This is a genomic window from Sulfitobacter aestuariivivens (genome assembly GCF_014763045.1).
Lineage (GTDB): Bacteria > Pseudomonadota > Alphaproteobacteria > Rhodobacterales > Rhodobacteraceae > Sulfitobacter > Sulfitobacter aestuariivivens.
In genome coordinates this window covers 52475-76515 of record NZ_JACTAG010000001.1, presented here as the reverse complement: position 1 = coordinate 76515, position 24041 = coordinate 52475, and the positions used below count along the sequence as shown (strand labels likewise).

Here is a 24041-nt window from a genome sequence, read left to right as displayed (position 1 = left end):
ACGATGGATGCAGCTCTGGTTCGCTTGCTTATCCTGCGACTGCGCGGCGGCGTTCGCCTGCGGCTGACGCAGCTGGCAAGCCTGCGTGGCGCGCTTTTTCTGCTCGCCATCGGCGGGATCATTTGGCTGCTGGTCGTCGGAGGCAGGTCATCCCCGGACCTTGCCCTGTTTGGCGACGCAATCTTTGACGCGCAGACCGTTCGCGAAAATGTCGACACATTCATGCCTCTCGGGCTCCTCGGGATGACATTGTTTACAGTATTGTTGACGACGGGCCCCTCGTTCCATTTCTCGCCAAACGAGATCAATTTTCTTTTTGTCGGGCCGTTCAGCCGCCGAGATTTGATGGTCTACAAATTTACTGCCTACCTCGCAGGCGCCTTTCTGACCGCGGCAATCGTCACTCCCTTTGCGCTTGAGCAAACGGGTACGGCGCTGTCGGCTTTTGTCGCCACTTTTCTGATGCTGGTGTTCATTCAACTGAACAGCGCAGCCGCAGGGATGGCATGGCAGGCATTTGGCGGAAACAGACGAGCCCGGATGCGACGGCTCGCCGTTGCGATGCTATTCACGTTGGCCGTCGCCATAGCGTTCTCCGTCTGGGTAGTAGCTGGCCACAGCATTTTCGACAGTCTCGCTGATTTCCGCCATTCCTGGATCGGTACCGTCATCTTGGCACCCTACATCGTGTTTGCTCAGCTTTTTGTGCCGCACCCTTTATTCCCAAACATGATCGCTTGGGCAACGCTCGCAGTCGTGATCAATGCTGCGCTGTTGCAGGCCATTATCAAGCTCGACGGTCGTACAACCGACAGCTCTCTGGCGGAAAACAGTCGACAAAACGCCCGCTGGGACCGGATGAAGCAGGACGGTTCGTTCTGGGCAACGGAGCGGAACGAGGTCCGCTCGCTCCGTCATCCGCCGGTGCTCGGCGGCCTGGGGCCCATTGCCTGGCGACAGGTCATTAACGCGAGGCGCAACGCCGCCAAGGTCGTTGCCGTTTTCGTTGTAATCGCCGCATGCACCGGGCCGCTTTATTCAATACTTGAGTTAACGGTTACAGACACCAGAGTATTGGCGGTCATATATTTCTTCTTCACTTTCATCGTGCCGCGCACGCTGATTTGCGACTTTCGCGGCGACCTGAGCCGGATGGAAATCTACAAGACTCTCCCCATTGCGCCATGGCGCATTTGCGTCAGCCAACTCTTGGTTCAAGTGGGTCTGGCCTATGTCATCGCATTGACGATGATTGCCAGCATTTTGTTCTTTGCAGATGGCGTCACCGCCGACATCGCGCTGATCCTGGCGATCTTTGCGCTTCCGATTAGCGTCCTGATCTACACGGTCGAGAATACGATCTTTCTGCTTTTTCCAACAAAACTCGTTCCCATGGGGCGGGCGGATTTTGAATTTCTCGGTCGTGCGATCGTCGAATTCATAGTCAAGACGGTGATCATTCTGGGTGCTTCACTGGCCGCGATTGGCGCAGGAATTTTCACATTTGCCAAGATTACGAACAGCTGGTTTCATTCTGGGATAATCAGTTGGATGACGATGGCGATCATCGGGATGCTGACGACTGTAGCGTTGCGATACGCCTACAATCGGTTCGCAGTGGCGGAGACCTTCGAGTAGAGCGACTTCCAAACGAACCAAGCTGAGACGGAAATGGCGGTTTCTAAAGGTCCTTTGACGTAGGAATAGTGAACGGAGATCCCGTCATCGTGGCCCTTGATCGAAAGCGAGGTGACCTCAGCGAACCCTATACTTCTCACAAGCGCCGTGTCGACGGTGATACAAAAAATGCGTATTATGCTAGTGCTGATCCGTGTTGGTTCAGCTCATCAAAACCAATCAGGTCGCCTTGGGGCAACCGGAAACCTATGCAAAGCTAAACTGCGAGACGGGCGTGGATTTCAATCGGGGCAATCAACCCTTTTTCGACATTTTGAACCATGTGTCGTACCTTCAGCGCCGTGTCATCGCCCATGACCAGATGCAGACCCAATGGTGGGGGACCTTCCGCACGGCTTTGTGCAGCGGCCAGATCTGCAAAGAACTGCTTAGCAAATTCAGTACGGTCTATCCGATCACTCACCTCGAAACCCGCGGATCTCAGCGCCGCTTCATATGTCTGCGGCGTTTCAAGCGCGCTCTGATCTGAAGTAGAAGCCCAAGGTGCCGGATAGTCCATGTGCCCTTCTCCGACTTGCATCACATCGTAAATTGCAAAGATGCCCCCTGGCCTGAGCACCCGCTTTGCCTCACGAGCAATGCCGAGCTTGTCCGCGACGTTCATGCCAACGTGGATCATATACGCGGCGTCCATAGAACCAGCTTCCAGCGGCAAATCGAGCACGCTGCCTTCGATGAGTTGAACCCGATCCGACAAACCTGTCCATTCGGTAAGGGCGCGCCCAGTTTCCACAAACTCGGCAGTCAAATCGACGCCAGTCACGTGCGCGCCGGTGGCTGACGCGACATACCGAGCTGGCCCGCCGAGGCCGCATCCAAAATCAACAACCCGGCTTTCAGGCGAGAGCCCGAGAGCCTTTACAAAAGGTTCGGTCGCGAGCCGCCCGCCGATATGAAACTCATCAACAGGTGCTAAAGCGTCGTGAGAGATTGGTGGGGTCAAGTCTAGTGCGGCGCAACCATCGGCGATCCTCCTGAGCAATTGTCCGGAATGATAATGGTGCGCGACTTGCTTTTGATCAGTCATCTCGAAGCCTCCCCGTTCGACGCTGTTAGGATACACGCAGGAAACCAGAATGTCAGCATTTTCCACGTCTTAATGGCAAAAACCGACCGCAGTGTGAGAGCGATTTAGGTTTGATATCTTCTGGTGGGGTTCAACGACAGCCTCAGCGACTTCAGCTGCAATGCTGATACAATTACGCAGAGGATGTGACGGTTTTTGCCTGAGAAGTTGCCGCGCATTCAAAATCTGAAGCCGCTCGAAATCACACAGCACAGATGGATTGGAAAATGGGGGAATTGCTCCAGCCCGCCTTCTCGTATGGCTCAACATGTGTCTTCCCGACTTACCGATCTGCCTGTTCATCAAAAACAGCCATCATGGCGCCTCTCAGGCGGGCAACATCGTTGTCAACAGATGCGGAAAGATCGCACTCGAAGGACGGCAATACCTCGACCAGGATCGTTCCGCTTTTAGGAAGATACTTGCCGCGCGGCAGCAGGCTGTCAGAGGCGTGAATGACGATGGGCCGTATTGTCCGGCCGGTAGTCCGGGCGACAATGACCGCACCTGCCTTGAACGCGCCAAGGCTTTCGGATCCGGTGCGCGTCCCTTCGGGAAAAAGCACGACGGAGCGGCGCGCCGGCATTGCCTGAACAGCAGCGGTAATGGTCTCAAGCGCAACCGTGCCGCTCTTGCGGTCAATCTCAACCAGGCCTGCAGCCTTGAACCCGCTTCGCAATAGCGCCGCGTCGCACAGCTCCTTCTTGGCGGCGAAGGTGATCCACTTGGCGTCAGGCATCACGTCCATCAGAGCAAAGCCATCCAGATGACTGCGATGGTTGATGACGATGATACTGCCCGTGTCAGCGGCCAGCGTGGTCCTGTCGGCATTTGTCATTTCTGTTCGTATGCTCAGCAGCCACAGCAGGCGCGAACAGGCCTGTTTGATCAGCGGCCAGTACCAGCCGCGAAACCCCTGCCGTTTACCACAAAACAGGGGCACAAACGCTATGTAGAGGAAATAGAAAGGTCCCAGCACAAACAGCACGGCGCGCTTTTTGGTGCGCCGGAAAGCCGGGTCGATGGCCGCTGGAGCGGCCCGTCCGCTCAGAGGTTGAAGTGACATGGTTCCCCGTCGCAAATGCTGTCTGCCGGGGGATGTTCACGAGGATTACTAGTTGGGCTTATTGCTGCCCGGCCTCTCGACGCGTGGCCCGACAAGCACCCTGCGCTCTGTCTCTATGGGGCAATGGGCGCAGCGCATCAATAGAAAGTCTGACACAGGTGATTGACCACAATGACTGGTCGAGCTCGATGCTGAGTGCTGTGTGCGATCGTAACAGGATATTTCGGCCATTGCTCACACCCCCCTGACCAGAGGTTGGCGAGATTGTCGAATGCTGCAATCGCAGCCCTCATCGCTGTCGTTCGTCGCACCTGCTCGCTTTGGGCATCGGTGTCTGTCTGGACACCGGACACGCCCGCCACAACGCAACTCTGTTTAGCGGTCCCCAACGTTTACGCGACGGATTTCGCGGATCCATCTGTGCATGTCCGATTGATTCAAACGGTCAGGCCAGCCAGCTGCAATTTCAAAGGGATCGAGGTCGAGGAGCGGTTCTTGAACGACGAGCGTTTCGGGGTAATCCTGAACCAACCGCTCTGGCAAGACCGCGACCAAATCGGTTTCCAAAAGGACTTTGGGCACTAGCGAAAACGTCGGCACAACCAGCCGCACTCTTCTGGATCGGCCAAGTGTGGCCAGTGCCGCGTCCGTCACTCCAAAACTAACCGCCTCGTGGGGATATACCAACAGGTGTTCCGCTGTGCAGAAATCATCGAGCGGCACGCGATTTCCCGCAAGCGGGTGATCGCGCCGCATTGTGACGATGTAGCGATCAGAAAACAGCGTTTTTGTGTGCAGCTGACGTGGCATCAGTTCGGGCACGGTCAGGACGAGATCGACACCGCTCAACCGTTTATCAGAAACGCCGAGTTCGCCAAGAAAACTCTGAACGACCACTTTCAACCCTGGCGCGACGCTAGGGTCAGGACTCATAGCCAATAAATGACGAGTGCTGCGAGGGCGATGGCACAGAGGAAGACTTTCGGGCATCTATCGTGACGGGTTGCCACACGCCGCCAATCCTTCAATCTGCCGAACATCATCTCAATCCGGTTGCGCCGTTTGTAGCGACGCTTGTGGTACTTCACCGGCTTCTAACGCTGTTTCCGGTCATGGATGCAGGCGCGCATCCCTTTGTCTTTCAATGCTTCCCGGAACCAATCGGCGTCATAGCCACGATCTCCAAGGGACCAGTCCATTTTGGGCAAACTGCTCATCAATGCACGGGCACCGATGTGATCACTGGCCTGTCCTGCGGTCACGAACAAGCTCAACGGGCGTCCTTGGCTTTCGCAGATGGCGTGCAGCTTGGTGTTCATGCCGCCCTTGGTCCGGCCAATCAGGCGTCCACGGCCCCCTTTTTGACGCCCAAACTGATCGAGGTGGGCCTTCAGGTAGGTGGCGTCGATCATCAACGCGTGGCTTGCCGTGGGACTTGGGGAAGAAGGGCTCATGACGCGCCATCTGCGCATCCCCTCCCGTGACATTGCTGCGCATTGCACTGCCGGGCAGTGGTCAACCAGAAAAGATCAGACATGGTCACCGCTCGGTTTTCGAGCCGTGAATCAAGCAGCCAAGCGGAAATCAATGGGCCCTGACCCTAGCTGCCAAACAGCGCGTTGTACCGCCGCTTCCAATGTGTCGCCTGTCGCCAGTCTTCGAATGTCGTCTCATTCAAAGCATCCCAGGGCACCGCCTGCGATGCCGCCCAGGCCAGTGCTAGATTGCACGACACCGCCGGCTTCAGGCCCTCTTCCAACCCGGTCAGGATCGGCTCAAGCGTCGCCATCCCCGTGCCCAGCATCAAGACCGCATCTGCGCTTGTGGCTGATAACTCGCGGTAGGAGGCCAGAACACCTGACCCCGCCATCGCATAGATCGGGTGAAAGGCGGTGTCCTCCAGCGCGGGACCGGCCTTGGCCACGACCTCAAACCCAAAGCTCTCCCAATAGGGTGTGCAGGCTTTGTTTAGCGTCTCGGGATAAGGGGTCAGCAGTGCGATCCGCGCTGCGCCCAGCGCGCGCAACGCCGCGACTGTTGCCAATGCTGCGGTCAGAAAGGGGACGCCAAAACGCGCCTGCATCTCCTCCACGATCTCAGCCTCGCGTCTGGCACCAATCAGATAGGATGCTCCGGTGCAGGCCGCCGCGATGCAACTGACCGGGGCATTCGCAAACCGCGCGGCTGTCTCGCCAAACCGCGTGGTGTAGTCGACCAATCGCTCCTCGATGGTATCTTGCTCTGAAACCAGCCGCGCGTTGATCAGCGACTGCCCCGGGGGCAGCAATGCCCAAAGCTCTGGCTCGACGGTGGTGTTGGCCTGCGGCGTCAGCACCCCCCAAAGCCCGTTCGGTCCATATTCCACCGCCATCACAGCCACCCAAGCACGCCCGGTAGCCAGAGGCTGAGCGCCGGAAAGAGGATCAATACGATGAGCCGCACCAGGTCGGCCAGAAGAAAGGGCGTGACCCCGCGAAAGATCGTCCGCAGCGGCAGATCGCGCGCCATGCCATGCAGCACGAAGACGTTGATCCCGATGGGGGGCGTGATCATGCCCAGTTCGATCACCACGATATTGACGACACCCCACCAGATCGGATCATAGCCAAGCCCGATCACCAGCGGATAGACAAAGGGCAGCGTCAGCACCATCGCGGCAATTGTGTCGAAGATCGATCCGAGGATTATAAAGAACACCATCAGCAAGGCGATGACCGCCAGCGGCGGCAGGCCCAGCGCTTCGATCCAGGCCACGATGGCGGCCGGCAGACCGGAGAGCGTGGCGAAATAGGAAAACACCGATGCGCCAATGATGATGACAAAGATCAGCCCGGTATTTGAGGCCGTGTCGCCAAGGCTTGCAAGAAAGCTCCGCCCGGTCAGGCGGCGGCGTACCAGCGAGATGATGAGGGCCATCGACGCACCTACCGCAGCGGCCTCGGTGACGGTGAAAATGCCCGTGTAGATACCGCCCGACACGGACACCGCCAGCAACACGACAGCCCAACTCGCACGGACCTCGCGGCGACGCTCCGGCCAGCTTGTCCGCTCTCCCTGGGGGGCGGTTTCGGGAAAAATCCGAACGACGATTGCGATGGCGACAAAGTAAAAGACAACCGCCAGCAGCCCCGGCACAACGGCTGCCAGAAACAGGGTGATGATCGAGTTTTCGGTCAGGATCGCATATAGGATCATCACGACCGAAGGCGGGATGATCATGCCCAGCGTGCCGCCCGACGCGATGGCCCCCGCCGCCAGCGATGTCGCATAGCCGCGTTCGATCATCTGCGGCAGAGCGATCCGCGCCATGGTCGCCGCCGTCGCCACTGATGATCCGCAGATGGCACCAAAGCCCGCGCAGGCCCCAATGGTGGCAAAGATCAGACCGCCCTTGCGATGGCCCAGAAAGGCATTGGCAAGCCGGTAAAGTTCATCCGACAATCCGCCTGCATGCGCCAGATTGCCCATCAGCAGGAAAAGCGCAATCACCGCAAGTCCTTCGGCGGACATGGCCGAGGAGGGCTCGGTCGCCAACAGCGTCAAAGCCGGCTCAAACCCGATAATCAACCCCGTGCCCGCCACACCAACAACGCCCATCGCAATGCCGACAGGGACCTGCAGGACAATAAGCACAAACATCGCCGCCAGACCCAGGAGTCCAGTCGTCAGAGGATCGGCGACCATCAGCTTGCCCCGCCCAATGTGTCGATTTCGGCCTGTGACAGCCCTTCGTGATCAGCAGGGCTGTTCGACAGCGCGGCGCGAAGCCAGCTGACAAAGACATAGAACTGAACCGGTACGCAGATGGCCATGATCGCCGTCGTGATCCACCACCACGGTGCCAAGGCAATACCGATGGTGCGGGTTGTTCGGCCCGCGTCGGCGTATTTGCCGGTCAGATTGACGAACTGCCAGGCGAGGATGGCAAAGAAAGCCAGCACCACAAGGGCGGCGAACGTCTCAAGCCATGCGTTCAGCCGACCGCCCCCAACCTTGCCAAAGACGCGCACGGTCACGTTGGTCTGGCGCAGCAGGACTGCCGGAAAGCAACTGGCGATGACCAGCGGATAGACCACCTCTCCGTAGTCCTTGAGCCCGTGTATACGGGGCGCGTTAAGATAGCGCGCCCCGCCGTCATAAAAGATGAGGAACGCCACGACCACCAACCCGGCAAAGCCGATCAGAGCCACTGCTTGAGTTATGCGGTCAAGCCGCCGGGCCGTGGCCGTGGGTTCCGTCACGTTCAGCCGCGCAGCTCAGCCAGCGCCGCGACAGCCGCGTCATAAACGGCCTGCCCATTTGGCGTCGCTTCGATCCAGGCCTGATGCACGCCTTGTGCGGCTTCGGCCCACTGCGCCAATTGCTCATCCGAATAGTCGATGATCTCAATCCGGCCCTCATCAACCACACCGGCGCGGATCTCCTCGCCCACGGCGGTATAGGCACCGCCGCCCATCTCGGCCATCGCCATGCCGCCATGCGCCATCATCTTTTCCTGCGCCTCAGCCGGGAGGGCATCCCACTTGCCCTTGTTCATCAGCAGCAGGAACGGGATCGCACCCGCAGGAACAGCATGCGCCTGATCAACCAGCGGAAGGGATTTGAAGGTCCGCATGCCCGTCCAGCCCTGCACAGCACCATCAAGCGTGCCGCGGTTCAGGGCTTCGTTCATCTCGGCAGAGCTGAGCGTCTCTGAGGCAGCGCCAAGGCTTTCGAGCCAGGAGGCATGGATGCCGCCCACCGCCCGGATTTTCATGTTCTGTAGCCCGGAAAGATCATCAACCTTGGTTTTCATGAACAGCGCGTTTGGCTCGGCGGCGAAAAAACCGAGAACATGCACACCATCAAATCCGGTCAGCAGTCCCTGTTCGTGCAGTTTCCAGCCAACAATACTGGCCTCATCGGCAGTGCGAAACAGGAACGGCAACTCAAACACACCCATCTCGGGGAACTGTCCGGCGGTGTAACTGGGCAAGACCCAGCTGACATCCATCACGCCGTTTTGCACCAGTTCGAACTGCTTGAACGGCGATTTGCCCAGCGTACCGCCCCAGAAACCCTGCAGCGTGACGCTGTCGGTCTCACCGCTGACGGCCTCCATCCAGGGTTTGATCACGCGGGCCACGCCCACCGATTTCTCAGGCACAAAGGTGCCGATCTTCACAAGGTCCTGCGCACTTGCCGGCAGCCCCGCGAGGGCAACCGCTGTCGCGGCCAATAGGGTCTTGAAGTGTTTCATTTCATACTCCTTGTCGGGTTATCCGCCGGTGTCCCCAAGCCGCCGCAGCGGCGGAGGGACTTTGGGCAGGGTGACGGTTTTTTCCTCGGTATAGAATGCTTCGCAGGCCGCGCCGCCTTCGCGGCCCACTCCCGAGTTCTTGTATCCGCCAAAGGGCGCGCGCAGTTCGCGCACCATCGGCGTGTTGACCCAAACGACGCCTGAGCGCAGGCGCTCGGTCATTGTCATGACCGTGGGCAGGTGATCGGACCAGACATAAGAGACCAGCCCGAACTGCGTGTCATTGGCAATTGCGGCGGCCTCTTCTGCGGAGTCGAAAGGCAGGAAGGTCGCAAAAGGCCCGAAAATTTCATCTTGCGCCGTGCGCGCGTCGTTGCCCGGCACGCTGACTGCAGTCGGCGCCACGAAATAGCCTTTGCCCAAATCCTCCCGCCGAACGCCACCGGTCAAAAGCGATCCGCCATCGGCACGCGCGGTCTCGACAAACGCCAGAACACGCTGCATGTGTGGATGCGAGGCCAGCGGCCCAAGCTCCGTTTCCGCCAGCATCGGATCGCCCACGCGAATGCGTTGCGCGCGATCGACGAAGCGATCCACGAAATCGTCGAAAATCGGCCTTTCGACCAGAATGCGAGATCCGGCAAGGCACTGCTGCCCATTGTTAGAAAAGATCCCCAAGAGCGCGCCATCAAGCGCGCGTTCAGGATCGGCGCTGGCGAAAATCACGTTCGCCGATTTGCCACCCAGTTCCATCGTGCATGGCACCAGCCGCTGGCCTGCAGCCGACATGATCGCGCGCCCGGTTTCCGTCCCCCCGGTAAAGCTGACCAGATCGACCCCCGGATGCGCGACCAGTGCCGCCCCCGTCACCGGCCCGCGCCCGTTCACGAGGTTCAGCACGCCCTCGGGCAGAACCTCCTGTAACAATCCAACCAGCCGGGCCAGCGCCAGCGGCGTCTGCTCCGACGGTTTGAGAACGCATGCGTTCCCGAACGCCAGTGCCGCAGACAGCTTCATTGTCGCCAGCGCAACAGGCGCGTTCCACGGCGCGATCAGGGCCGCAACGCCCACAGGTTCGCGTACGACCGTGGTCAGATATCCCGGCATCTGGTCATAGCGTTCGCCGCGGCGCTGACTAATGTAGTCGGCAAAGAAACGGAAATTATGGGTGGCACGCGCCATGTGCCGCTCTTTCAATTCGCGTAGCAGCAGGCCCGTGGCCGCACATTCCAGCCGCGCAAGTTCATCCGCATTCTCCCGGATCACCTGACCGCAGCGTTCCAGCACCGCGATCCGCTCGGGCGTGGAAAGATGGGGCCATGGTCCGTCGTCAAACGCCCGGCGCGCCGCCTGCACGGCCACATCCACCGCCGCCGCGTTATCCTCGACCAGCACCGATACCTGCTGCCCCGTCGCCGGATAGAACACCGGCAATTCTGGCCCACCGCCCGGCGTGGCGCTGTCACCGGCCCAGCCGGTAACCCGTTCAGGCGGGACAATGGGCAGTTCAAAACGGGGTATCTCGGTCATGGCATGTACGTGCCTCCGTTCACGTGCAGAACCTGCCCGGTCATGTACCGGGACGCCGCCGACAAAAGGAAAAGGATGGGGCCGGTCACGTCCCTCGGTTCCGCGATCCGGCCAAGGGGGATGGCCTGGGCATAAGCCTCAAGATCCAACCGCACGTCGCCGTTCTCATCCGACCGCCCGGTGCCACCACGCAGAAAGGCCGTATCCACAGCCGAAGGCGCCACCGCGTTCACACGGACATCGGGTGCCCATTCCAGCGCCAACTGTCGCGTCAGCGCCGCGATCCCCGCCTTTGCAATGGCATAGGGCCCATAGCCAGGACGCGCAAAATGGCCCAGGCCCGATCCTGTCATGACCATTGACGCCCCCTTGCCCAACTTGGCACGGAAAATGCGCGCCGCGTTGTAGCTTGCCGTCAGGTTGCCCGTCAACACGTCGTTCCACGTATCCGAATCTGTCTCTATTACCGGCCGGTTATCAGCCATAAAGCCCGACAAATTGACCAGACCCACCAGACCATCCGGCAACGCACGTGCGGCGCGCTCAAGGTCCGCGACCGACGTCGCATCTGCGGCCAGCGCAGGCACATCGGGCGGATGCGCCTCGATTGACTGCGGCAGGTCAATCACCTGCACGTCGTAGCCTGCGCCAGCGGCCTCAGCCACCAGAACGCGCCCGATGCCGCCGCACCCGCCAAGGATGGCCAAAGTGCCACTCATGCCAAAGCCTCCGCCCGCCGCAGTCCTTCGATCATCGAAGAGCGCAACAGGAACTCCCGCGCCTTGACGGGGTCCGCTGCGATCTCCTGCAGGCTTTTCAGATAAGCGTGACGCTCGGCCTCGTCCGTGGTGTTCATGCGCGCGCGGTTCTTGTCTGCTTGCGCCACGATGTCATCCCGCGCAATCGGCCTGCGCTGCGCCTCATAGCGCTCAAGCCGTGCAGGATCACCCCCATTTGCCACCTCAATCAGCAGGTCGGCCAGACACCAGGCATCATGAATGCCCCCGTTCATGCCCATCCCACCTTTCGGACTGTTAAGATGCGCCGCATCCCCTGCGATGAACATGCGATCCTTGCGATACCGCGTCGCGACCCGCCGATGAATGCGGTAGATGCGCTTTTCAACGATGTTGATGTCACCGGCCTGCGGCAGAACCTCCCTTGTCTGATCGCGGATAGACGTATCTTCCAAGGCGTCTTCTGGTGTCTGCCCTTCTGTCGGATGCAGCGAGATCCGCCAAAGATCAGGCAGGCGCAATAACGAATAGGTCCCTCCGGGTTTCCAGATGTAATTCACCCCGGAAAGCCCACTCAGATGCTCTTCGAATGGAAACTGAGTGGTCACAAGGATCGTGTTCTCGGGATAGGTGGCCCCTTCGAACTCTGCCCCAATCGCCTTGCGCACCAGACTGCGCGCGCCATCGCAGCCGATCAACAGACTGCCGCGAATGGTCTCTCCGTCTACCGTGACAGACACACCGGCATCATCTTGCGCCACTGCCGTGACCGCAGCGCCGAAATGGACTGTCCCCTGTGGCAAACGCGCCGCCAACGCACGGCTCAGCATCGCCTGTGGACATTGCAAGCGATAGGGATGACCCGTGTCCTCGCTCAGTACGGCCAGGTCAAACTCGGCACGCTCTCCGGTCGTATGCATGCGAATCTGCCAAGTCGGCGTGATCCGGCCGGCAGCGATCAGTTCGGCGGTGATCCCGCCTTCGTCGAAGTAATCAAGCGTTGGCGGATGAAACGTCGACGCCCGCAACTGATCGGGAATTGTGTCTTCCGCTTCAAAGACTTGAACCGAAAAGCCCGCCTGCGAAAGCCGCCACGCAAGGGCCAGCCCAACCGGCCCTGCGCCGACAATCAATAGCGGCTCCCGCGTCACATTCACCCTGCGATCCCCTTTCGGTGTCCCATAATGTTATTATAGTATATCATTATAGCAATAGACTTTGTCCCAAGCTGGCGATGTAACCGATGTCGATGCCCCAAACCACGCCGATGCCGCTTGATACCACCAGCGGCATGCCGCTTTACCGGCAGATCGTTGTCATCCTGACCAACCGACTGAACGCAGGCACCCTGCGCCCCGGAGATGTGGTCCCCGGCGAGGCGGCCGTCTGCGCTGAATTCGGTGTCTCTCGGATCACGGCACGGCGGGCGCTGAATGAATTGGCGGCGATGGGTCGTGTTGTCAGAGAGCGCGGCAAAGGCACGCGCGTGCTTCCGTTCGAAGCCTCACCTGCTGCGATGAAAGCGTCGCTTGACGGTTTGTTGGAGAACGTCGGACACATGGGGCGCGTCACGACGGTAAAGGTCCTGGAGACACGCAACATTCCTGCGACGGCTGAGGTTGCGGAAATGCTGGAGCTTGAAGAGGGCGCAGTCGTGCAACGCGCGGTGCGGGTGCGGGCATTGGCCGATGCGCCGATGTCATACCTAGTCACCATTGTACCTAAACAAATCGCCACACAAATTGAGGGACAGGATCTGTCGCGGACGCCCCTCCTGCTGTTGCTTGAAGAAGCAGGCGTTCAGGTGGCATCTGCCACGCAAACAATCAGTGCGACAGTCGCCGATGCCGAAGTCGCCCACGCGCTCACTGTCCCTGCGGGGTCTCCCCTGATCGAGGTGAACAGGCTTGTGCGTGACGCGGACAACCGCCCAGTCGAAATGATCCGCGTCCTATATCGACCTGAACTTTATCGGTTCGAGATTACCATGCGCCGTGTCACCGCCGAGACCGGCCGCACCTGGGAATCCGAGGCACCGGATCACCTGCGCAGCCTTTAAGGCCCGACCGCCTAAGGCAGGGCGGAAACAGGCATAAACTGCTTGTATCCCCAATGGAGTAAGCCGGTTTAGTGCCAAAAGGCGGAGGGCGGTCAGCCCCCAAAGCTCAGAAAGTAACGCACACGTTGATGGGGCTGAGCGTCAGCTATGGGGATGCGGACGGGTATACTGCCACTCCGCCGCGGACTTCCACTTGCCGCCCTTGGTGTAGTTTTTACGTCAATCGACTGAACTTCACGCTCGGTCGGGGAGCGACTGTCGTTGCGCCCAGTGACAATTGCGTAGGCAATTCCGCCCTGGCAAGCGCGTGATGCACAAATCAACGTTCTGATGCCCGTGCAAACCATCCCGACCTGCGCCGGGCCATCGCCTGCGGCTATCTAATTGCCGGGTGGCTGTCTGCACGGCTAAGCTAGGGTCAGGACCCATTAATCTTGCGCCGCTGGCGACAAAACCGCGAAAGTTCAGCGGTTTGAGACATGCAGCGACTAACGGGTTAATTGCAAATGGCTCAAGCCGTTGAAATGAAGCGGTTTTGTCGTCCTTCGGATTTGACAGATTTTCCCCGTGAGCTGCGGCGTATCTGCTTGAAATTCAACGAGAGTTCCTGCGCAGATGCTTCTTGTCACGAGAAAAATCTGTCAAACCAGAGGTGCAAGATTAATGGGTCCTGACCCTAATCGGGCAGTTCAAAGTTTCATGGACATTTCCTGCCAAGTCATTCCACCGTGGTTGGAAGCGGATGGCTGTAAGTAGCTGTATCCAAATCTCTCGTAGAGTGGGACGTGATGCTCTTTGCACATGAGATGGATTGTGGATTTACCCAACCTTTTCATGCGTCCCACGAACTCGGTCATCAATGCCCGGGATAGGCCCTTGCCCTGATGCGCGGGATCGACAACAACAGACAGTATTACAACATTTGGGGCGTCGGGGTCATGGCCGACGAGCTCTTTGAACTCTTCGTCAGACATTTCGACCTCATGAGCACATCCGCAATTTATAAAGCCAACTATCTCGCCTTCCATCAATAGAATTAGGAAGCCATCAGGATAGACCTCAATCCTTTTGGAAATCTTTTCGAGCGTTGCTGCCTCGTCGCCTTGGTAGGCATCAATCTCTATTTCAAAGCAGCGCGTTGCGTCGGGAGGTTTAGCGTTGCGAAACTCAATCATCTACCTAAGTTATCCGGGATGGATCGAGTTGCAAAGCCGCCGTTCGTACTCGTCGCAGAATTGGATACTGAGCGCTCACTGCGGACCGCCCGGGCAACACAGCATGTGTTACCCGCGCTATCCCAAGCAGATTGTAGGCGGCCCACTTCAAAGGGGGAGGCGCAGGCGCGGCTTGAATTCCGGTCGGACATCCGCGGCGATTTGGCATCAACACGCATCATGTCTGTCGACAGTCATCCGGGAAAGCCAATTCACGACAATCCGGACCAAACATTGCGCGAGACGGGATCAACTTTTGCGCGGGTGAACCATACAGAGCGACAAGACCGCGCTCAGCGCTCACTCCCCCTGCCCTCCCATTGGCGATCTGATCCTAGGGCTCGACGACCGGCCTCAGTGACTCGCGCATCGCAAGCGAGACTTCGAGTTTGCGCGTGGCCCCCATGCTGCGCTTTTCGACCATGTCGATCAATTCTTGCGCAGCAATACAGCCCATGTCCCGATGCGGAACATGCACCGTCGTGAGGGTGGGATGCAGGATGCTGGCCAATTCAATGTCGTCAAAACCGGTGATCGACACGTCCTCAGGGACAGCCAGACCAAGGTGTTTCGCGCGACTGATCGCGCCTGCCGCAAGAACATCGTTGCCGCACATCACCACCGTCGGTCTGGGGTCCTGCGCCATCAGCGTTTCAAAGGCGGCTGCCCCGTTTTCAATCTCATAGGCCGTTTGGATGACAGGCAGCGCGTCCGGATCCTGACCGTGTGCCACGAGGCTTTCCCTAATCCCCCGCAAACGGCCCTCTGCACGGTCATTCCCCTCCACGATCCCCGAAATGACGGCAATTCTTCTGTGCCCCATCGCAAGCACGCGGTCCGCGAGCATGCGCATCGCTGCGCAGTTATCGAACCCCACCGACGCATGGCCCCCATCAGGATGAGAGGTCCATGCAAGCACCGTCGGAACGCCACGGCGCTGGAGGTAATCATAGATGTCCTGACCGCGCTCGTACCCGATCAGCAGCAGCCCATCCGCGCCGCGTGCAACCAGCGCGCGGATCTGTTCAGCCTCCAGGTCGGGTTGATATGCACTGCTTGAGACCAACAGGTTATACCCCGACGCATGAAGGGTTTCCTGAAACGCCTGCAGGCCCCGCGCAAAGATCGCGTTTTCCATCGTCGGAATGATCGCACCGATCGTATGCGTCCGCTTGGCCGCCATAGCGCGTGCGTTGAAGTTTGGCGTGTATCCAAGATCGTTGATGGTCTTCATGACCCGCTCAAGGGTCTTGGCAGAGACCTTTTGCTGTTCGTTCAGACACCGTGAAACCGTTGCGGTCGACACCCCTGCCACGCGCGCAACATCGTCCAGCGTTGGAATATGGGTCGTGTCGGACATGAATGTGGCAAACCCGTGTTTGTTTGGTTGCCTTGCATCATACGGCCATTTCAAAAAATCGCATTGAAAAAATGTAAGGGCTTGCACGAATCAACTGTAAGCGCTTACACAGGTAAGTGAACCAGTCACCGTGGAGGCTCCATGTTCCTCATCAGCTCATTCATTGTTTTTGCGGTTTTCTTTCTCAACGTCGCTTTGGGGGCGTTCGCAAACAGCGCATTCCTTGGGGATGTCGGAGAAATGTTGGTTCTGTTTTTAGCGTCGGTGTTGTTCGTCGTCGCCATTCTGAAGAAAGAAGCTGATCGCTCGAAAAACGACGACAGCAACTAAAGTCCTAACGGGAGGAACACCACATGGATAATAAAGACCGCAATGAAATTGCGTCGGCAGAACGCCGGAATTTCCTGAAGATCGCATCGACAGCTGGCTTTACAGCCGCGGTCGTGGCCGGTGCTGCTGGCACGCTGTGGTCCACGGAAGCCGCAGCTCAATCCGCAAACGAAGAGCGCGAGCGCGAAAAAGCAGCAGAGCACACGATGACGCTTGCCACAGCTTATGTGCTGGGTGCATCGCGCAGCTATCCGATCATGCAGCTGGACCTCAAGGAAAACATCCAGAACGCCACCAACGGTAAAGTCTACGTAAAACTGGCCCCCGGTGGTCAGCTTGGTGCCGGCGGCGCGCTGGTGCAGGCTGTACAAGGCGGCACAATTCAGGCGGCTCAGCATTCGCTGTCCAACTTCGCCCCCTTTGCCTCCACCGTTGACCTGATCAACATGCCGTATCTGTGTGGTTCAAACCAGCGGTTCACCAACCTTGTGAATTCCGACTTCTGGAACAGCAACGTGACGCCCAAGATCGAGGAAAATGGTTTCAAACCTCTGTTCTACGTCAACATCGACCCGCGCGTTGTCGCGGTCCGCAAGGGCGGCGCAGGTGCTGTTATCACGCCCGGCGATCTGAGCGGAGTCAAGTTCCGCGTGCCGGGTTCGGCGATGCTGCAACAATACTACCGCCTGGTCGGTGCCAACCCGACGCCGGTCGCCTGGGGTGAAACACCTTCGGCGATCCAGCAGGGTGTGGCCGATGCGCTCGACCCCTCCGTCGGCGCGCTTTATGTGTTCGGTTTCAAGGACATCCTGTCCCATGTGACCTTCACGCAGGCCGTCCCGGACAGCCAAGTCTACTCGTGCAACCTCGAATGGTTCAACTCCATGCCCGCCGACGTTCAGGAAGGCATCATGTGGGGCTCCGAAATGACGGCGCACCAGAACCTGGCCAAAGTACCGTCCGCACGTGCCTACGCTATGGCAGAGTTGACCAAGGCAGGCGTCGAATTCCACAGCCTCAGCGACGATCAGCTGGCAGAGTGGAAAGACGCAGGCGGCTTCCAGCGCTCCGAATGGGACGAGTTCAAGGTCGAACTTGCGGGCTCCATGGATGCCTTCGCCCAGATGGAAGAGGCCGCGGGCACCCAGGGCAAGTACTACGTCCACGACGCCTAAATATAACTTTTGGGGCGTTCCCTTTCCGGGGGCGCCCGACATTCTCTTTTGAACACGACCAAGGACCGCGCGCGGCAAGCGCCCTCTTTAGTTGTGCAAGCCAAACGGGCCCCGTCATGACATTGCTACGCAAACTTGACCAAAACGCCGAGCGCTGGCTGCTTTTGACCTTTTACGTGATGCTGGTCATCACGATGGCCGTCGAAGTGCTGCGCCGCGAGATATTCGCCTACTCCTCTATCTGGGGTGAAGAGATCGTGCGCTATGCGTTCATCTACCTTGCCTGGATCGGTGCTGCTGCCGCCGTCAAGGAACGCGCGCATATCCGCATCGACGTGATCATGCATTACCTGCCACCACGGCCCAAGGCGCTGCTCTACATCTTCGGCGACGTCGTGATGATGCTCGTTGCTGTGATCGCGCTCTATTGGTCATACGAATCCGTGCATGTCTCGGCCAAGTTCGGCTCTGTCACCGATGGTCTGCGCATCTCCAAGGTGTGGTTCCTGATGGCCGTGCCAACCGGGTTCGGTCTCATGATATGGCGCCTGCTGCAATCAATGCGCCGTGATTTCACTTCCCTCCGGACGGGCAAGCCCGTCTACGAGGGTGACACTCTGTTCGACTAGGGAGCGCGAGTTATGCTTTGGAATACTGTCGCGCAAACGGTTGAGCTTGGGTGGGATTTCTACCTGCCGGTGCTCATCTTCATCGGCCTCATCGCCCTGGCCGTTCCTGTCTGGGCCGCCATCGGATCCTCCGCGATCCTGATGCTTCTCATGTCGGGCGATCTGCCGCTGTCGCTGGTTGGTGAACGGCTCTTCACCGGCATCGACGCCTTCGCTCTGACCGCGATCCCGCTCTTCATCCTCACCGGTGACGTGCTGGTCCGAACCGGTCTCAGTCGCAAGTTTCTGGACGTGGCCGAGGCGCTAACCTGCTTTACCAAGGGCGGCTTTGGCTCTGCCACCGTACTGGTGTGCGGCATGTTCGCGGCCATTTCAGGATCGGACGCGGCGGGTGCTGCTGCCGTGGGCCGCATGACCATCGCGCGTCTGGTAGAGGCGGGCTACCCCCGGCCCTACGCCTGCGCCCTTGTGGCTGCTGGTGCCTGTACCGGCATCCTGATCCCACCGTCCATTGCCTACATCATTATTGGCCTTGTGCTGGGCATATCCGCCTCGACACTGTTTCTGGCCGCGCTGATCCCGGGCCTGTGCATTCTTTTTGCAATCCTGATCACAAACCTCGTCGTGAACCGCATCTATGCCTATGAGGGCGGCGGCAATCTGACCATGGGCGAGTGGTTGGGCAATCTGGGCCGTTCTCTGAAATCCGGTTGGTATGCCTTTATCGTGCCCGGCATCATCTTTTACGGCATCTTCTCGGGCCGATTGACCCCGACAGAGGCCGGCGCGACAGCCGTTGTCGTCACGATCGGCATGGGGTTCATCCTGCGCACGCTCAAGTGGGCGGATTTCCCGGCGATGCTGGTCAGTTCGGCCAAGGTCAACGGTGTGATCCTCCCCATCATCGCCTTTTCGGCCCCCCTGGCCGAAGCACTCGCGATCATGGGGGTACCGCAAGGTTTCGTGACCTCTGTCACAGGCCTGACGAACGAACCCTGGGTCCTTATCCTCCTGATGATCGGGATCCTCGTTGCAGCGGGCTGCGTGATGGAAACAACGCCCAATATCGTGATCCTTGCACCGATCCTTCAGCCCCTGGCCGAAAACATCGGGATGAACGAGATCCAGTTCTGCATCATGATGATCACCGCCCTGGGCGTGGGCTTCATTACACCGCCCCTTGGGCTCAACCTCTTCGTCGTGTCGGGCATCACCGGTGAATCGATCCTCAAAATTGCGGTGCGCGCGGTTCCCTTCGTGCTGTGTATGTTTGTGATCGTGTTGTTCATCGCTTACGTTCCGGCTGTGTCGACAACCCTTCTTCCAGATATCTATAAATAGGACACCCCCTACATGACTCGCGACTATCTCAAGAAAGCAACGCTGACGTCCGCCTCCGGCGCGTCGGATGTGCATGAAACCGTTGTTTCGATCCTTGACGATATCAAGGCCGGAGGCGACGCAAAGGCCAGGGAGTATGCCGCCAAGTTCGACAAATACGAAGGCAACGTCCTGCTGACGGCCGACGAAATCGACGCCGCCTGCGCGTTGGTACCGGAAAAACTCAAGGCCGACATTCGGTTTGCGCATGACAACGTCAAGCGGTTTGCCGAACTGCAGAAAAGCACCGTCGCGGATGTCGAGATGGAGATCCAGCCGGGCTATGTCGCAGGTCAAAAGGCAATTCCTGTCGATGCGGCGGGCTGTTATGTGCCCGGCGGGCGCTACAGCCACATCGCCAGCGCCATCATGACCGTCACCACCGCCAAGGTCGCGGGCTGCAAGCACATCACCGCCTGCTCTCCGCCGCGTCCTGAGACAGGCGTGGCCCCGGCCATCGTCTATGCCGCGCACATCTGCGGCGCGGACAAGATCCTTGCCATGGGCGGGGTGCAGGGTGTCGCGGCCATGACCTATGGCCTCTTTGATCTGCCCCAGGCCAACATCCTCGTCGGGCCCGGCAATCAATTCGTCGCCGAAGCCAAGCGCATCCTCTTTGGCAGCGTCGGGATCGACATGATCGCCGGACCCACCGACAGCCTGATTCTTGCGGATAAAACCGCTGATGCGCACATCGTGGCGACCGACCTCGTCTCGCAGGCCGAACACGGATACAACTCGCCCGTCTGGCTTGTAACCGATGACCGCGCGCTGGCCGAAGACGTGATGAAACGCGTGCCCGAGTTGATCGAAGATCTGCCAGAACTCAACCGTGACAACGCGTTTGCCGCATGGCGCGACTATGCCGAAGTTATCGTCTGTGCCGACCGCGTCGATATGGCGAAATGCAGCGACGAATACGCACCAGAGCACCTGACGGTGATGGCCGACGATCTGGACTGGTGGCTGGAAAACCTGACCTGCTATGGCTCTCTGTTTCTGGGCGAGGAAACCACCGTGTCATACGGTGACAAGGCGTCAGGCACCAACCACGTGCTGCCCACCTCCGGTGCCGCGGGCTACACGGGAGGTCTGTCCGTGCACAAGTACATGAAGATCGTGACATGGCAGCGTGCCACGCAAGAAGCCTCCAAGAACGTCGCGATTGCGACAGCGCGGATCTCACGCCTTGAAGGGATGGAAGGCCACGCCCGCGCCGCTGATGTGCGTCTGGCCAAGTATTTCCCCGATGAAACCTTTGATCTGACGGCGGATGGCTGAGCAAAGCACCCTCTTTGACCTGAGCGGCAAGGTGGCCTGTGTCACAGGCGCCAGCTCGGGTCTTGGCCGCCGCGCGGCCATTGCACTGGCGGGCGCCGGGGCAAAAGTTGTCGGCGTTGCCCGGCGATCCGATGCCCTCGATAGCTTGTGCGATGAGATCGGCCCGGGTGCCGCCGGTCTTGCGGCGGATGTTGCAGACAGGGCAAATATCCCGGAACTCGCTCGCAGGATCGCGGCCCCTTTTGGTGCACCTGACATTGTCATCCACGCGGCGGGCATCAACACGCGCCAAGCGGCCGATGACGTCACACCAGAGCGCTGGGACCAGACGCTGGCCCTCAACCTCTCTGCGCCGTTTTTTCTCAGTCAGGCCCTTGTCCCGGCCATGAAGGAAAAGGGCTGGGGCCGGATCGTGAACTTCGCCTCCCTGCAGACCACCCGGGCTTTTCCGGGCGGCATCGCTTACGGTGCGACCAAGGCCGGTATCGGCCAGCTGACCCGCGCCATGGCAGAGGCCTGGTCCCCCTTCGGCATTACCGCAAACGCCATCGGTCCGGGGTTCTTCCCGACAGAGCTGACCGCAGCTGTTTTTGATGATCCTGACCGCGCCAGCCGCAATGCGGCGCAAACCTGTATGGGGCGCAACGGACGACTTGAAGACATCGACGGCCCCGTGCTCTTTTTATGCTCTGAGGCGTCAAGCTATGTCACCGGGCAGGTGCTGATGGTTGACGGGGGGTTCACCGCGAAATGAAGGCTTTGGTGTATGACGGTGTGGAAACGCTTGGATACCGGGACGTGCCTGATGCGGTGCCCCTGCCGGGCGAGCATCTGATCAAGGTCGCCGCCGTGGGCATCTGCGGCTCCGACATGCATGCCTATCTGGGCCATGACGCGCGCCGCCCGGCCCCGCTGATCCTTGGGCACGAAGCAGCGGGCGTCATTCAGGGCGGCCCCCGCGACGGTGCCCGCGTCACCGTGAACCCGCTGGTGACCTGCATGGCCTGCCCTGCCTGTCTGGGCGGGCGCGAAAACCTGTGCCCCGACCGCCAGATCATCTCAATGCAGCCGCGCGAGGGCGCTTTTGCACAATACATCGCCATGCCCGACCGCAATTTGGTCGAGGTGCCGCAGGACGTGCCGCTGACCAAGGCGTCGCTTGCCGAACCGCTCGCTGTCAGTTGGCACACGGTACGCCTTGCCCTTGAGGCCCTGCATCCGTCAATGGACCGCCGGGCTCTGGTTCTGGGCGGCGGTGCCATCGGCCTTGCCGCGGCGCTGGCTCTTCGGGCCATGGGGTTGGACGACGTCACCATCGCCGAGCCAAACGAGGCCCGTCGCGCCCTGCTCATTGAGACATGCGGGCAAAGCGCCGTGGCATCCGTGACAGACACCTACCCGATGATCATCGACGCTGTCGGATATGCCGCAACCCGCGCGACGGCGTCAAAGAATGTGCAGCCCGGCGGTGTGATCGCCCATGTCGGTCTGGGACAGGACGACGGCGGGGTGGACGTGCGCCGCTATACCCTTCAGGAAGTGACCTTCATCGGCACCTACACCTATACCGCCCAAGACTTTCGCGACACCGCCGCCGCAATCTTTGATGGACGGCTGGGCCCGCTTGACTGGACCGATCACCGTTCCCTCGCCGACGGCGCTGAAGCGTTCAAGCAGCTGCGGGCCGGAGCGGTTGCCGCACCGAAAATCATCTTGGACCCCTGGGCCTGATATCAGACGCGCATATTAAGGAGATAGATCATGTATAAGAAGATACTCGTTCCCATGGCGCTTGATCACGGCGTGTCCCCGAACACGCTTGAGGTCGCGAAAGCCCTGACAGGCGGTACTGGCCAGATCATTGCGCTGCATGTCTATGAGGCACCGCAGGGCTCCGTTCAGGCCTATGTGGATGAAGAGGTCAAAAAGGAAGCCATGGCCCGGGCGCGGGCCGATCTGGCCTCAAAAACCGAACATCTTGATGGTGTCACTGCCGAAATGGTTGTGGGCCACACCTATCGCTCGATCATCGATTATGCTGCCGACCATCAGGTGGACTGTATCGTGATGGGTTCGCACAAACCGGGTTTCAGCGATTACCTGCTGGGCTCCACCGCGGCGCGTGTGGTGCGCCATGCGCCCTGCGCCGTCCACGTTTACCGAAGCTCCTAAGTCTCACCAACGCGCACCCGCGCTCCCTCGAAAGGCAATCACAGACATGAACATCGACAAGAAGATCGTAGACGATCTTGTCGCCAACGACGTCTCCTTTGTGACCACCGTGCCCTGCAAGCAACTGGCCGGTGTCATTGACGAAGTCGAAAACCGCGATGAAATCTTCCACATTCCCTCCAACAAGGAAGACGAAGGTATGGGCCTGTGCGCCGGCGCCTTCATGGGTGGCAAACGCCCGATGATCATCATGCAGAACACAGCACTTGGTGTGACGCTGAACACACTGGCAACGCTGACCCAGTTCTACCGCATGCCCCTGCCGATGCTGATTTCGTATCGCGGCGAACTGCGCGAACCTGTCGCCTGTCAGGTCGAGATGGCCGTGCATACCAAGGCGCTGCTGGCACAGCTCAACATCCCGACCTACCACTTTCACTGGCAAAAGGATGTCGAGGAATTCGACAACATCCTAAAGTACACCTTCATGTCCAACAAACCCGTTGCCATCCTGACCGATGCCAACTTCTGGGGAGGCTACGGCGACCAATGATCCGTTCTGAAATTCTCAAAGAAATCGCACCCATCCTGAACCCGCACCTTGTTGTCTGCAACATCGGCTTGCCAAGCCAGGAATTGCACATGATCGACGACAACGAACGCAACTTCTACATGCTCGGCACGATGGGCCTGTCGTCTTCCATCGGCTTTGGTCTGGCGCTGGCGCAGGACAAGCCGGTGATCTCGATCGACGGCGACGGCTCTGTGCTGACCAACCTCGGCACCCTGCCAACAATCGCCAACAACGCGACGGGCAACTACACGCTGTTGATCATCGACAACGGCTCTTACGGCTCCACCGGCGATCAGCCGACCTACGCGGGCAAAAAGACCTCGCTGACGGCGGTTGCAAAGGCGTGCGGGTGTGACAATGTGATCGAAGTGCAGGACAAGGATCTTGGTCCCGTTTTGCAGGACGCCATCGACAGCGATGAGATGACCATCATCGTCTGCAAATGCGACAGCGGCAACATCAAGCTGCCGGTGATCACGCTCGATCCGGTTGTCATCCGCCATCGCTTCATGGAAGCGGTCGCTTCCTGAC

The 24041-nt window shown here is 59.3% G+C and carries 24 protein-coding genes and 1 pseudogene; 12 read left to right on the top strand and 13 right to left on the bottom strand.

Annotated elements, in window-relative coordinates; all coding sequences use genetic code 11:
• The first annotated feature begins 3 nt into the window (after window positions 1-3).
• Complete coding sequence (locus H9Q16_RS00355; protein ID WP_191073408.1) at window positions 4-1638, top strand: hypothetical protein; 1635 nt, start codon at window positions 4-6, stop codon at window positions 1636-1638.
• Between the two features lie 256 nt (window positions 1639-1894).
• On the opposite strand, the gene H9Q16_RS00350 is transcribed toward H9Q16_RS00355, so the two are convergent.
• The 11 genes and pseudogenes from H9Q16_RS00350 to H9Q16_RS00300 form a co-directional block, all read right to left on the bottom strand.
• Window positions 1895-2791 (bottom strand): methyltransferase domain-containing protein, encoded by an 897-nt coding sequence (locus H9Q16_RS00350; RefSeq protein WP_191073407.1) that lies wholly within the window; start codon window positions 2789-2791, stop codon window positions 1895-1897.
• A 256-nt stretch (window positions 2792-3047) separates the two neighbouring features.
• Window positions 3048-3830: a lysophospholipid acyltransferase family protein gene (locus H9Q16_RS00345; protein ID WP_191073406.1), complete on the bottom strand. Its 783-nt coding sequence runs from the start codon at window positions 3828-3830 to the stop codon at window positions 3048-3050.
• A 375-nt stretch (window positions 3831-4205) separates the two neighbouring features.
• Complete coding sequence (locus H9Q16_RS00340; protein ID WP_191073405.1) at window positions 4206-4820, bottom strand: LysR substrate-binding domain-containing protein; 615 nt, start codon at window positions 4818-4820, stop codon at window positions 4206-4208.
• A pseudogene (locus H9Q16_RS00335) lies at window positions 4760-5251 on the bottom strand (IS5 family transposase); the annotation flags it as partial. The pseudogene H9Q16_RS00335 and the gene H9Q16_RS00340, both read right to left, overlap by 61 nt.
• 179 nt (window positions 5252-5430) lie before the next feature.
• Window positions 5431-6201, bottom strand: a complete 771-nt coding sequence (locus tag H9Q16_RS00330; protein WP_191073404.1) for a maleate cis-trans isomerase family protein — start codon at window positions 6199-6201, stop codon at window positions 5431-5433.
• Window positions 6201-7514 carry a TRAP transporter large permease gene (locus tag H9Q16_RS00325; RefSeq protein WP_191073403.1) on the bottom strand — a complete coding sequence of 438 codons (1314 nt, stop codon included), beginning with the start codon at window positions 7512-7514 and terminating at the stop codon, window positions 6201-6203. The genes H9Q16_RS00330 and H9Q16_RS00325 overlap by 1 nt, the downstream gene beginning before the upstream one ends.
• On the bottom strand, window positions 7514-8020 hold the full coding sequence (locus H9Q16_RS00320) for a TRAP transporter small permease subunit (protein WP_191073402.1): 507 nt from the start codon (window positions 8018-8020) through the stop codon (window positions 7514-7516). The genes H9Q16_RS00325 and H9Q16_RS00320 overlap by 1 nt, the downstream gene beginning before the upstream one ends.
• A gap of 53 nt (window positions 8021-8073) precedes the next feature.
• Window positions 8074-9069: a TRAP transporter substrate-binding protein gene (locus tag H9Q16_RS00315; protein WP_191073401.1), complete on the bottom strand. Its 996-nt coding sequence runs from the start codon at window positions 9067-9069 to the stop codon at window positions 8074-8076.
• An 18-nt stretch (window positions 9070-9087) separates the two neighbouring features.
• Window positions 9088-10599 (bottom strand): aldehyde dehydrogenase, encoded by a 1512-nt coding sequence (locus tag H9Q16_RS00310; RefSeq protein WP_191073400.1) that lies wholly within the window; start codon window positions 10597-10599, stop codon window positions 9088-9090.
• Window positions 10596-11318, bottom strand: coding sequence for an SDR family NAD(P)-dependent oxidoreductase (locus H9Q16_RS00305; protein ID WP_191073399.1), 723 nt, complete (start codon window positions 11316-11318; stop codon window positions 10596-10598). The genes H9Q16_RS00310 and H9Q16_RS00305 overlap by 4 nt, the downstream gene beginning before the upstream one ends.
• Window positions 11315-12493 (bottom strand): FAD-dependent oxidoreductase, encoded by a 1179-nt coding sequence (locus H9Q16_RS00300; protein ID WP_343067716.1) that lies wholly within the window; start codon window positions 12491-12493, stop codon window positions 11315-11317. Before H9Q16_RS00300 ends, H9Q16_RS00305 begins: the two co-directional genes overlap by 4 nt.
• 86 nt (window positions 12494-12579) lie before the next feature.
• On the opposite strand from H9Q16_RS00300, the gene H9Q16_RS00295 reads away from it, so the two are divergent.
• On the top strand, window positions 12580-13395 hold the full coding sequence (locus H9Q16_RS00295; RefSeq protein ID WP_191073398.1) for a GntR family transcriptional regulator: 816 nt from the start codon (window positions 12580-12582) through the stop codon (window positions 13393-13395).
• A gap of 689 nt (window positions 13396-14084) precedes the next feature.
• Here the strand turns inward: H9Q16_RS00295 and H9Q16_RS00290 are convergent.
• Together H9Q16_RS00290 and H9Q16_RS00285 are read right to left on the bottom strand one after the other, a co-directional pair.
• Window positions 14085-14570 (bottom strand): GNAT family N-acetyltransferase, encoded by a 486-nt coding sequence (locus tag H9Q16_RS00290; protein ID WP_191073397.1) that lies wholly within the window; start codon window positions 14568-14570, stop codon window positions 14085-14087.
• Between the two features lie 373 nt (window positions 14571-14943).
• Complete coding sequence (locus tag H9Q16_RS00285) at window positions 14944-15969, bottom strand: LacI family DNA-binding transcriptional regulator (RefSeq protein ID WP_191073396.1); 1026 nt, start codon at window positions 15967-15969, stop codon at window positions 14944-14946.
• Between the two features lie 141 nt (window positions 15970-16110).
• Here H9Q16_RS00285 and H9Q16_RS00280 point away from each other — a divergent pair, with 141 nt between their 5' ends.
• The 10 genes from H9Q16_RS00280 (at window position 16111) to comE (ending at window position 24040) form a co-directional block, all read left to right on the top strand.
• Entirely contained in the window at window positions 16111-16299 is a 189-nt protein-coding gene (locus H9Q16_RS00280; protein WP_191073395.1) for a hypothetical protein, read from the top strand.
• Between the two features lie 23 nt (window positions 16300-16322).
• Complete coding sequence (locus H9Q16_RS00275; protein WP_191073394.1) at window positions 16323-17474, top strand: TRAP transporter substrate-binding protein; 1152 nt, start codon at window positions 16323-16325, stop codon at window positions 17472-17474.
• A 116-nt stretch (window positions 17475-17590) separates the two neighbouring features.
• The gene (locus H9Q16_RS00270; protein ID WP_191073393.1) at window positions 17591-18103 is read left to right on the top strand and encodes a TRAP transporter small permease; all 513 of its coding nucleotides are present in this window, start codon (window positions 17591-17593) and stop codon (window positions 18101-18103) included.
• A 12-nt stretch (window positions 18104-18115) separates the two neighbouring features.
• Window positions 18116-19444 (top strand): TRAP transporter large permease, encoded by a 1329-nt coding sequence (locus tag H9Q16_RS00265; RefSeq protein WP_191073392.1) that lies wholly within the window; start codon window positions 18116-18118, stop codon window positions 19442-19444.
• Between the two features lie 12 nt (window positions 19445-19456).
• Entirely contained in the window at window positions 19457-20764 is a 1308-nt protein-coding gene (gene hisD, locus H9Q16_RS00260) for a histidinol dehydrogenase (RefSeq protein ID WP_191073391.1), read from the top strand.
• Window positions 20757-21518, top strand: coding sequence for an SDR family NAD(P)-dependent oxidoreductase (locus H9Q16_RS00255; RefSeq protein ID WP_191073390.1), 762 nt, complete (start codon window positions 20757-20759; stop codon window positions 21516-21518). Before hisD ends, H9Q16_RS00255 begins: the two co-directional genes overlap by 8 nt.
• A complete protein-coding gene (locus tag H9Q16_RS00250) occupies window positions 21515-22495 on the top strand; it encodes an alcohol dehydrogenase catalytic domain-containing protein (protein WP_191073389.1) in 981 nt (326 codons plus the stop codon). The genes H9Q16_RS00255 and H9Q16_RS00250 overlap by 4 nt, the downstream gene beginning before the upstream one ends.
• 30 nt (window positions 22496-22525) lie before the next feature.
• Window positions 22526-22936, top strand: coding sequence for a universal stress protein (locus tag H9Q16_RS00245; protein ID WP_191073388.1), 411 nt, complete (start codon window positions 22526-22528; stop codon window positions 22934-22936).
• A gap of 46 nt (window positions 22937-22982) precedes the next feature.
• Window positions 22983-23489, top strand: a complete 507-nt coding sequence (gene comD, locus H9Q16_RS00240) for a sulfopyruvate decarboxylase subunit alpha (protein WP_191073387.1) — start codon at window positions 22983-22985, stop codon at window positions 23487-23489.
• Window positions 23486-24040: a sulfopyruvate decarboxylase subunit beta gene (comE, locus tag H9Q16_RS00235; protein ID WP_191073386.1), complete on the top strand. Its 555-nt coding sequence runs from the start codon at window positions 23486-23488 to the stop codon at window positions 24038-24040. Before comD ends, comE begins: the two co-directional genes overlap by 4 nt.
• Window position 24041 lies beyond the last annotated feature (1 nt).

Bases quoted from the DNA above. Each gene is read 5' to 3' on its own strand.
- H9Q16_RS00355 (WP_191073408.1), top strand. From the start codon at position 4: ATGGATGCAGCTCTGGTTCGCTTGCTTATCCTGCGACTGCGCGGCGGC.
- H9Q16_RS00345 (WP_191073406.1), bottom strand. From the start codon at position 3,830: ATGTCACTTCAACCTCTGAGCGGACGGGCCGCTCCAGCGGCCATCGAC.
- H9Q16_RS00340 (WP_191073405.1), bottom strand. From the start codon at position 4,820: ATGCCCGAAAGTCTTCCTCTGTGCCATCGCCCTCGCAGCACTCGTCAT.
- H9Q16_RS00330 (WP_191073404.1), bottom strand. From the start codon at position 6,201: ATGGCGGTGGAATATGGACCGAACGGGCTTTGGGGGGTGCTGACGCCG.
- H9Q16_RS00325 (WP_191073403.1), bottom strand. From the start codon at position 7,514: ATGGTCGCCGATCCTCTGACGACTGGACTCCTGGGTCTGGCGGCGATG.
- H9Q16_RS00315 (WP_191073401.1), bottom strand. From the start codon at position 9,069: ATGAAACACTTCAAGACCCTATTGGCCGCGACAGCGGTTGCCCTCGCG.
- H9Q16_RS00310 (WP_191073400.1), bottom strand. From the start codon at position 10,599: ATGACCGAGATACCCCGTTTTGAACTGCCCATTGTCCCGCCTGAACGG.
- H9Q16_RS00305 (WP_191073399.1), bottom strand. From the start codon at position 11,318: ATGAGTGGCACTTTGGCCATCCTTGGCGGGTGCGGCGGCATCGGGCGC.
- H9Q16_RS00295 (WP_191073398.1), top strand. From the start codon at position 12,580: ATGTCGATGCCCCAAACCACGCCGATGCCGCTTGATACCACCAGCGGC.
- H9Q16_RS00290 (WP_191073397.1), bottom strand. From the start codon at position 14,570: ATGATTGAGTTTCGCAACGCTAAACCTCCCGACGCAACGCGCTGCTTT.
- H9Q16_RS00285 (WP_191073396.1), bottom strand. From the start codon at position 15,969: ATGTCCGACACGACCCATATTCCAACGCTGGACGATGTTGCGCGCGTG.
- H9Q16_RS00280 (WP_191073395.1), top strand. From the start codon at position 16,111: ATGTTCCTCATCAGCTCATTCATTGTTTTTGCGGTTTTCTTTCTCAAC.
- H9Q16_RS00275 (WP_191073394.1), top strand. From the start codon at position 16,323: ATGGATAATAAAGACCGCAATGAAATTGCGTCGGCAGAACGCCGGAAT.
- H9Q16_RS00270 (WP_191073393.1), top strand. From the start codon at position 17,591: ATGACATTGCTACGCAAACTTGACCAAAACGCCGAGCGCTGGCTGCTT.
- H9Q16_RS00265 (WP_191073392.1), top strand. From the start codon at position 18,116: ATGCTTTGGAATACTGTCGCGCAAACGGTTGAGCTTGGGTGGGATTTC.
- hisD (WP_191073391.1), top strand. From the start codon at position 19,457: ATGACTCGCGACTATCTCAAGAAAGCAACGCTGACGTCCGCCTCCGGC.
- H9Q16_RS00255 (WP_191073390.1), top strand. From the start codon at position 20,757: ATGGCTGAGCAAAGCACCCTCTTTGACCTGAGCGGCAAGGTGGCCTGT.
- H9Q16_RS00250 (WP_191073389.1), top strand. From the start codon at position 21,515: ATGAAGGCTTTGGTGTATGACGGTGTGGAAACGCTTGGATACCGGGAC.
- H9Q16_RS00245 (WP_191073388.1), top strand. From the start codon at position 22,526: ATGTATAAGAAGATACTCGTTCCCATGGCGCTTGATCACGGCGTGTCC.
- comD (WP_191073387.1), top strand. From the start codon at position 22,983: ATGAACATCGACAAGAAGATCGTAGACGATCTTGTCGCCAACGACGTC.
- comE (WP_191073386.1), top strand. From the start codon at position 23,486: ATGATCCGTTCTGAAATTCTCAAAGAAATCGCACCCATCCTGAACCCG.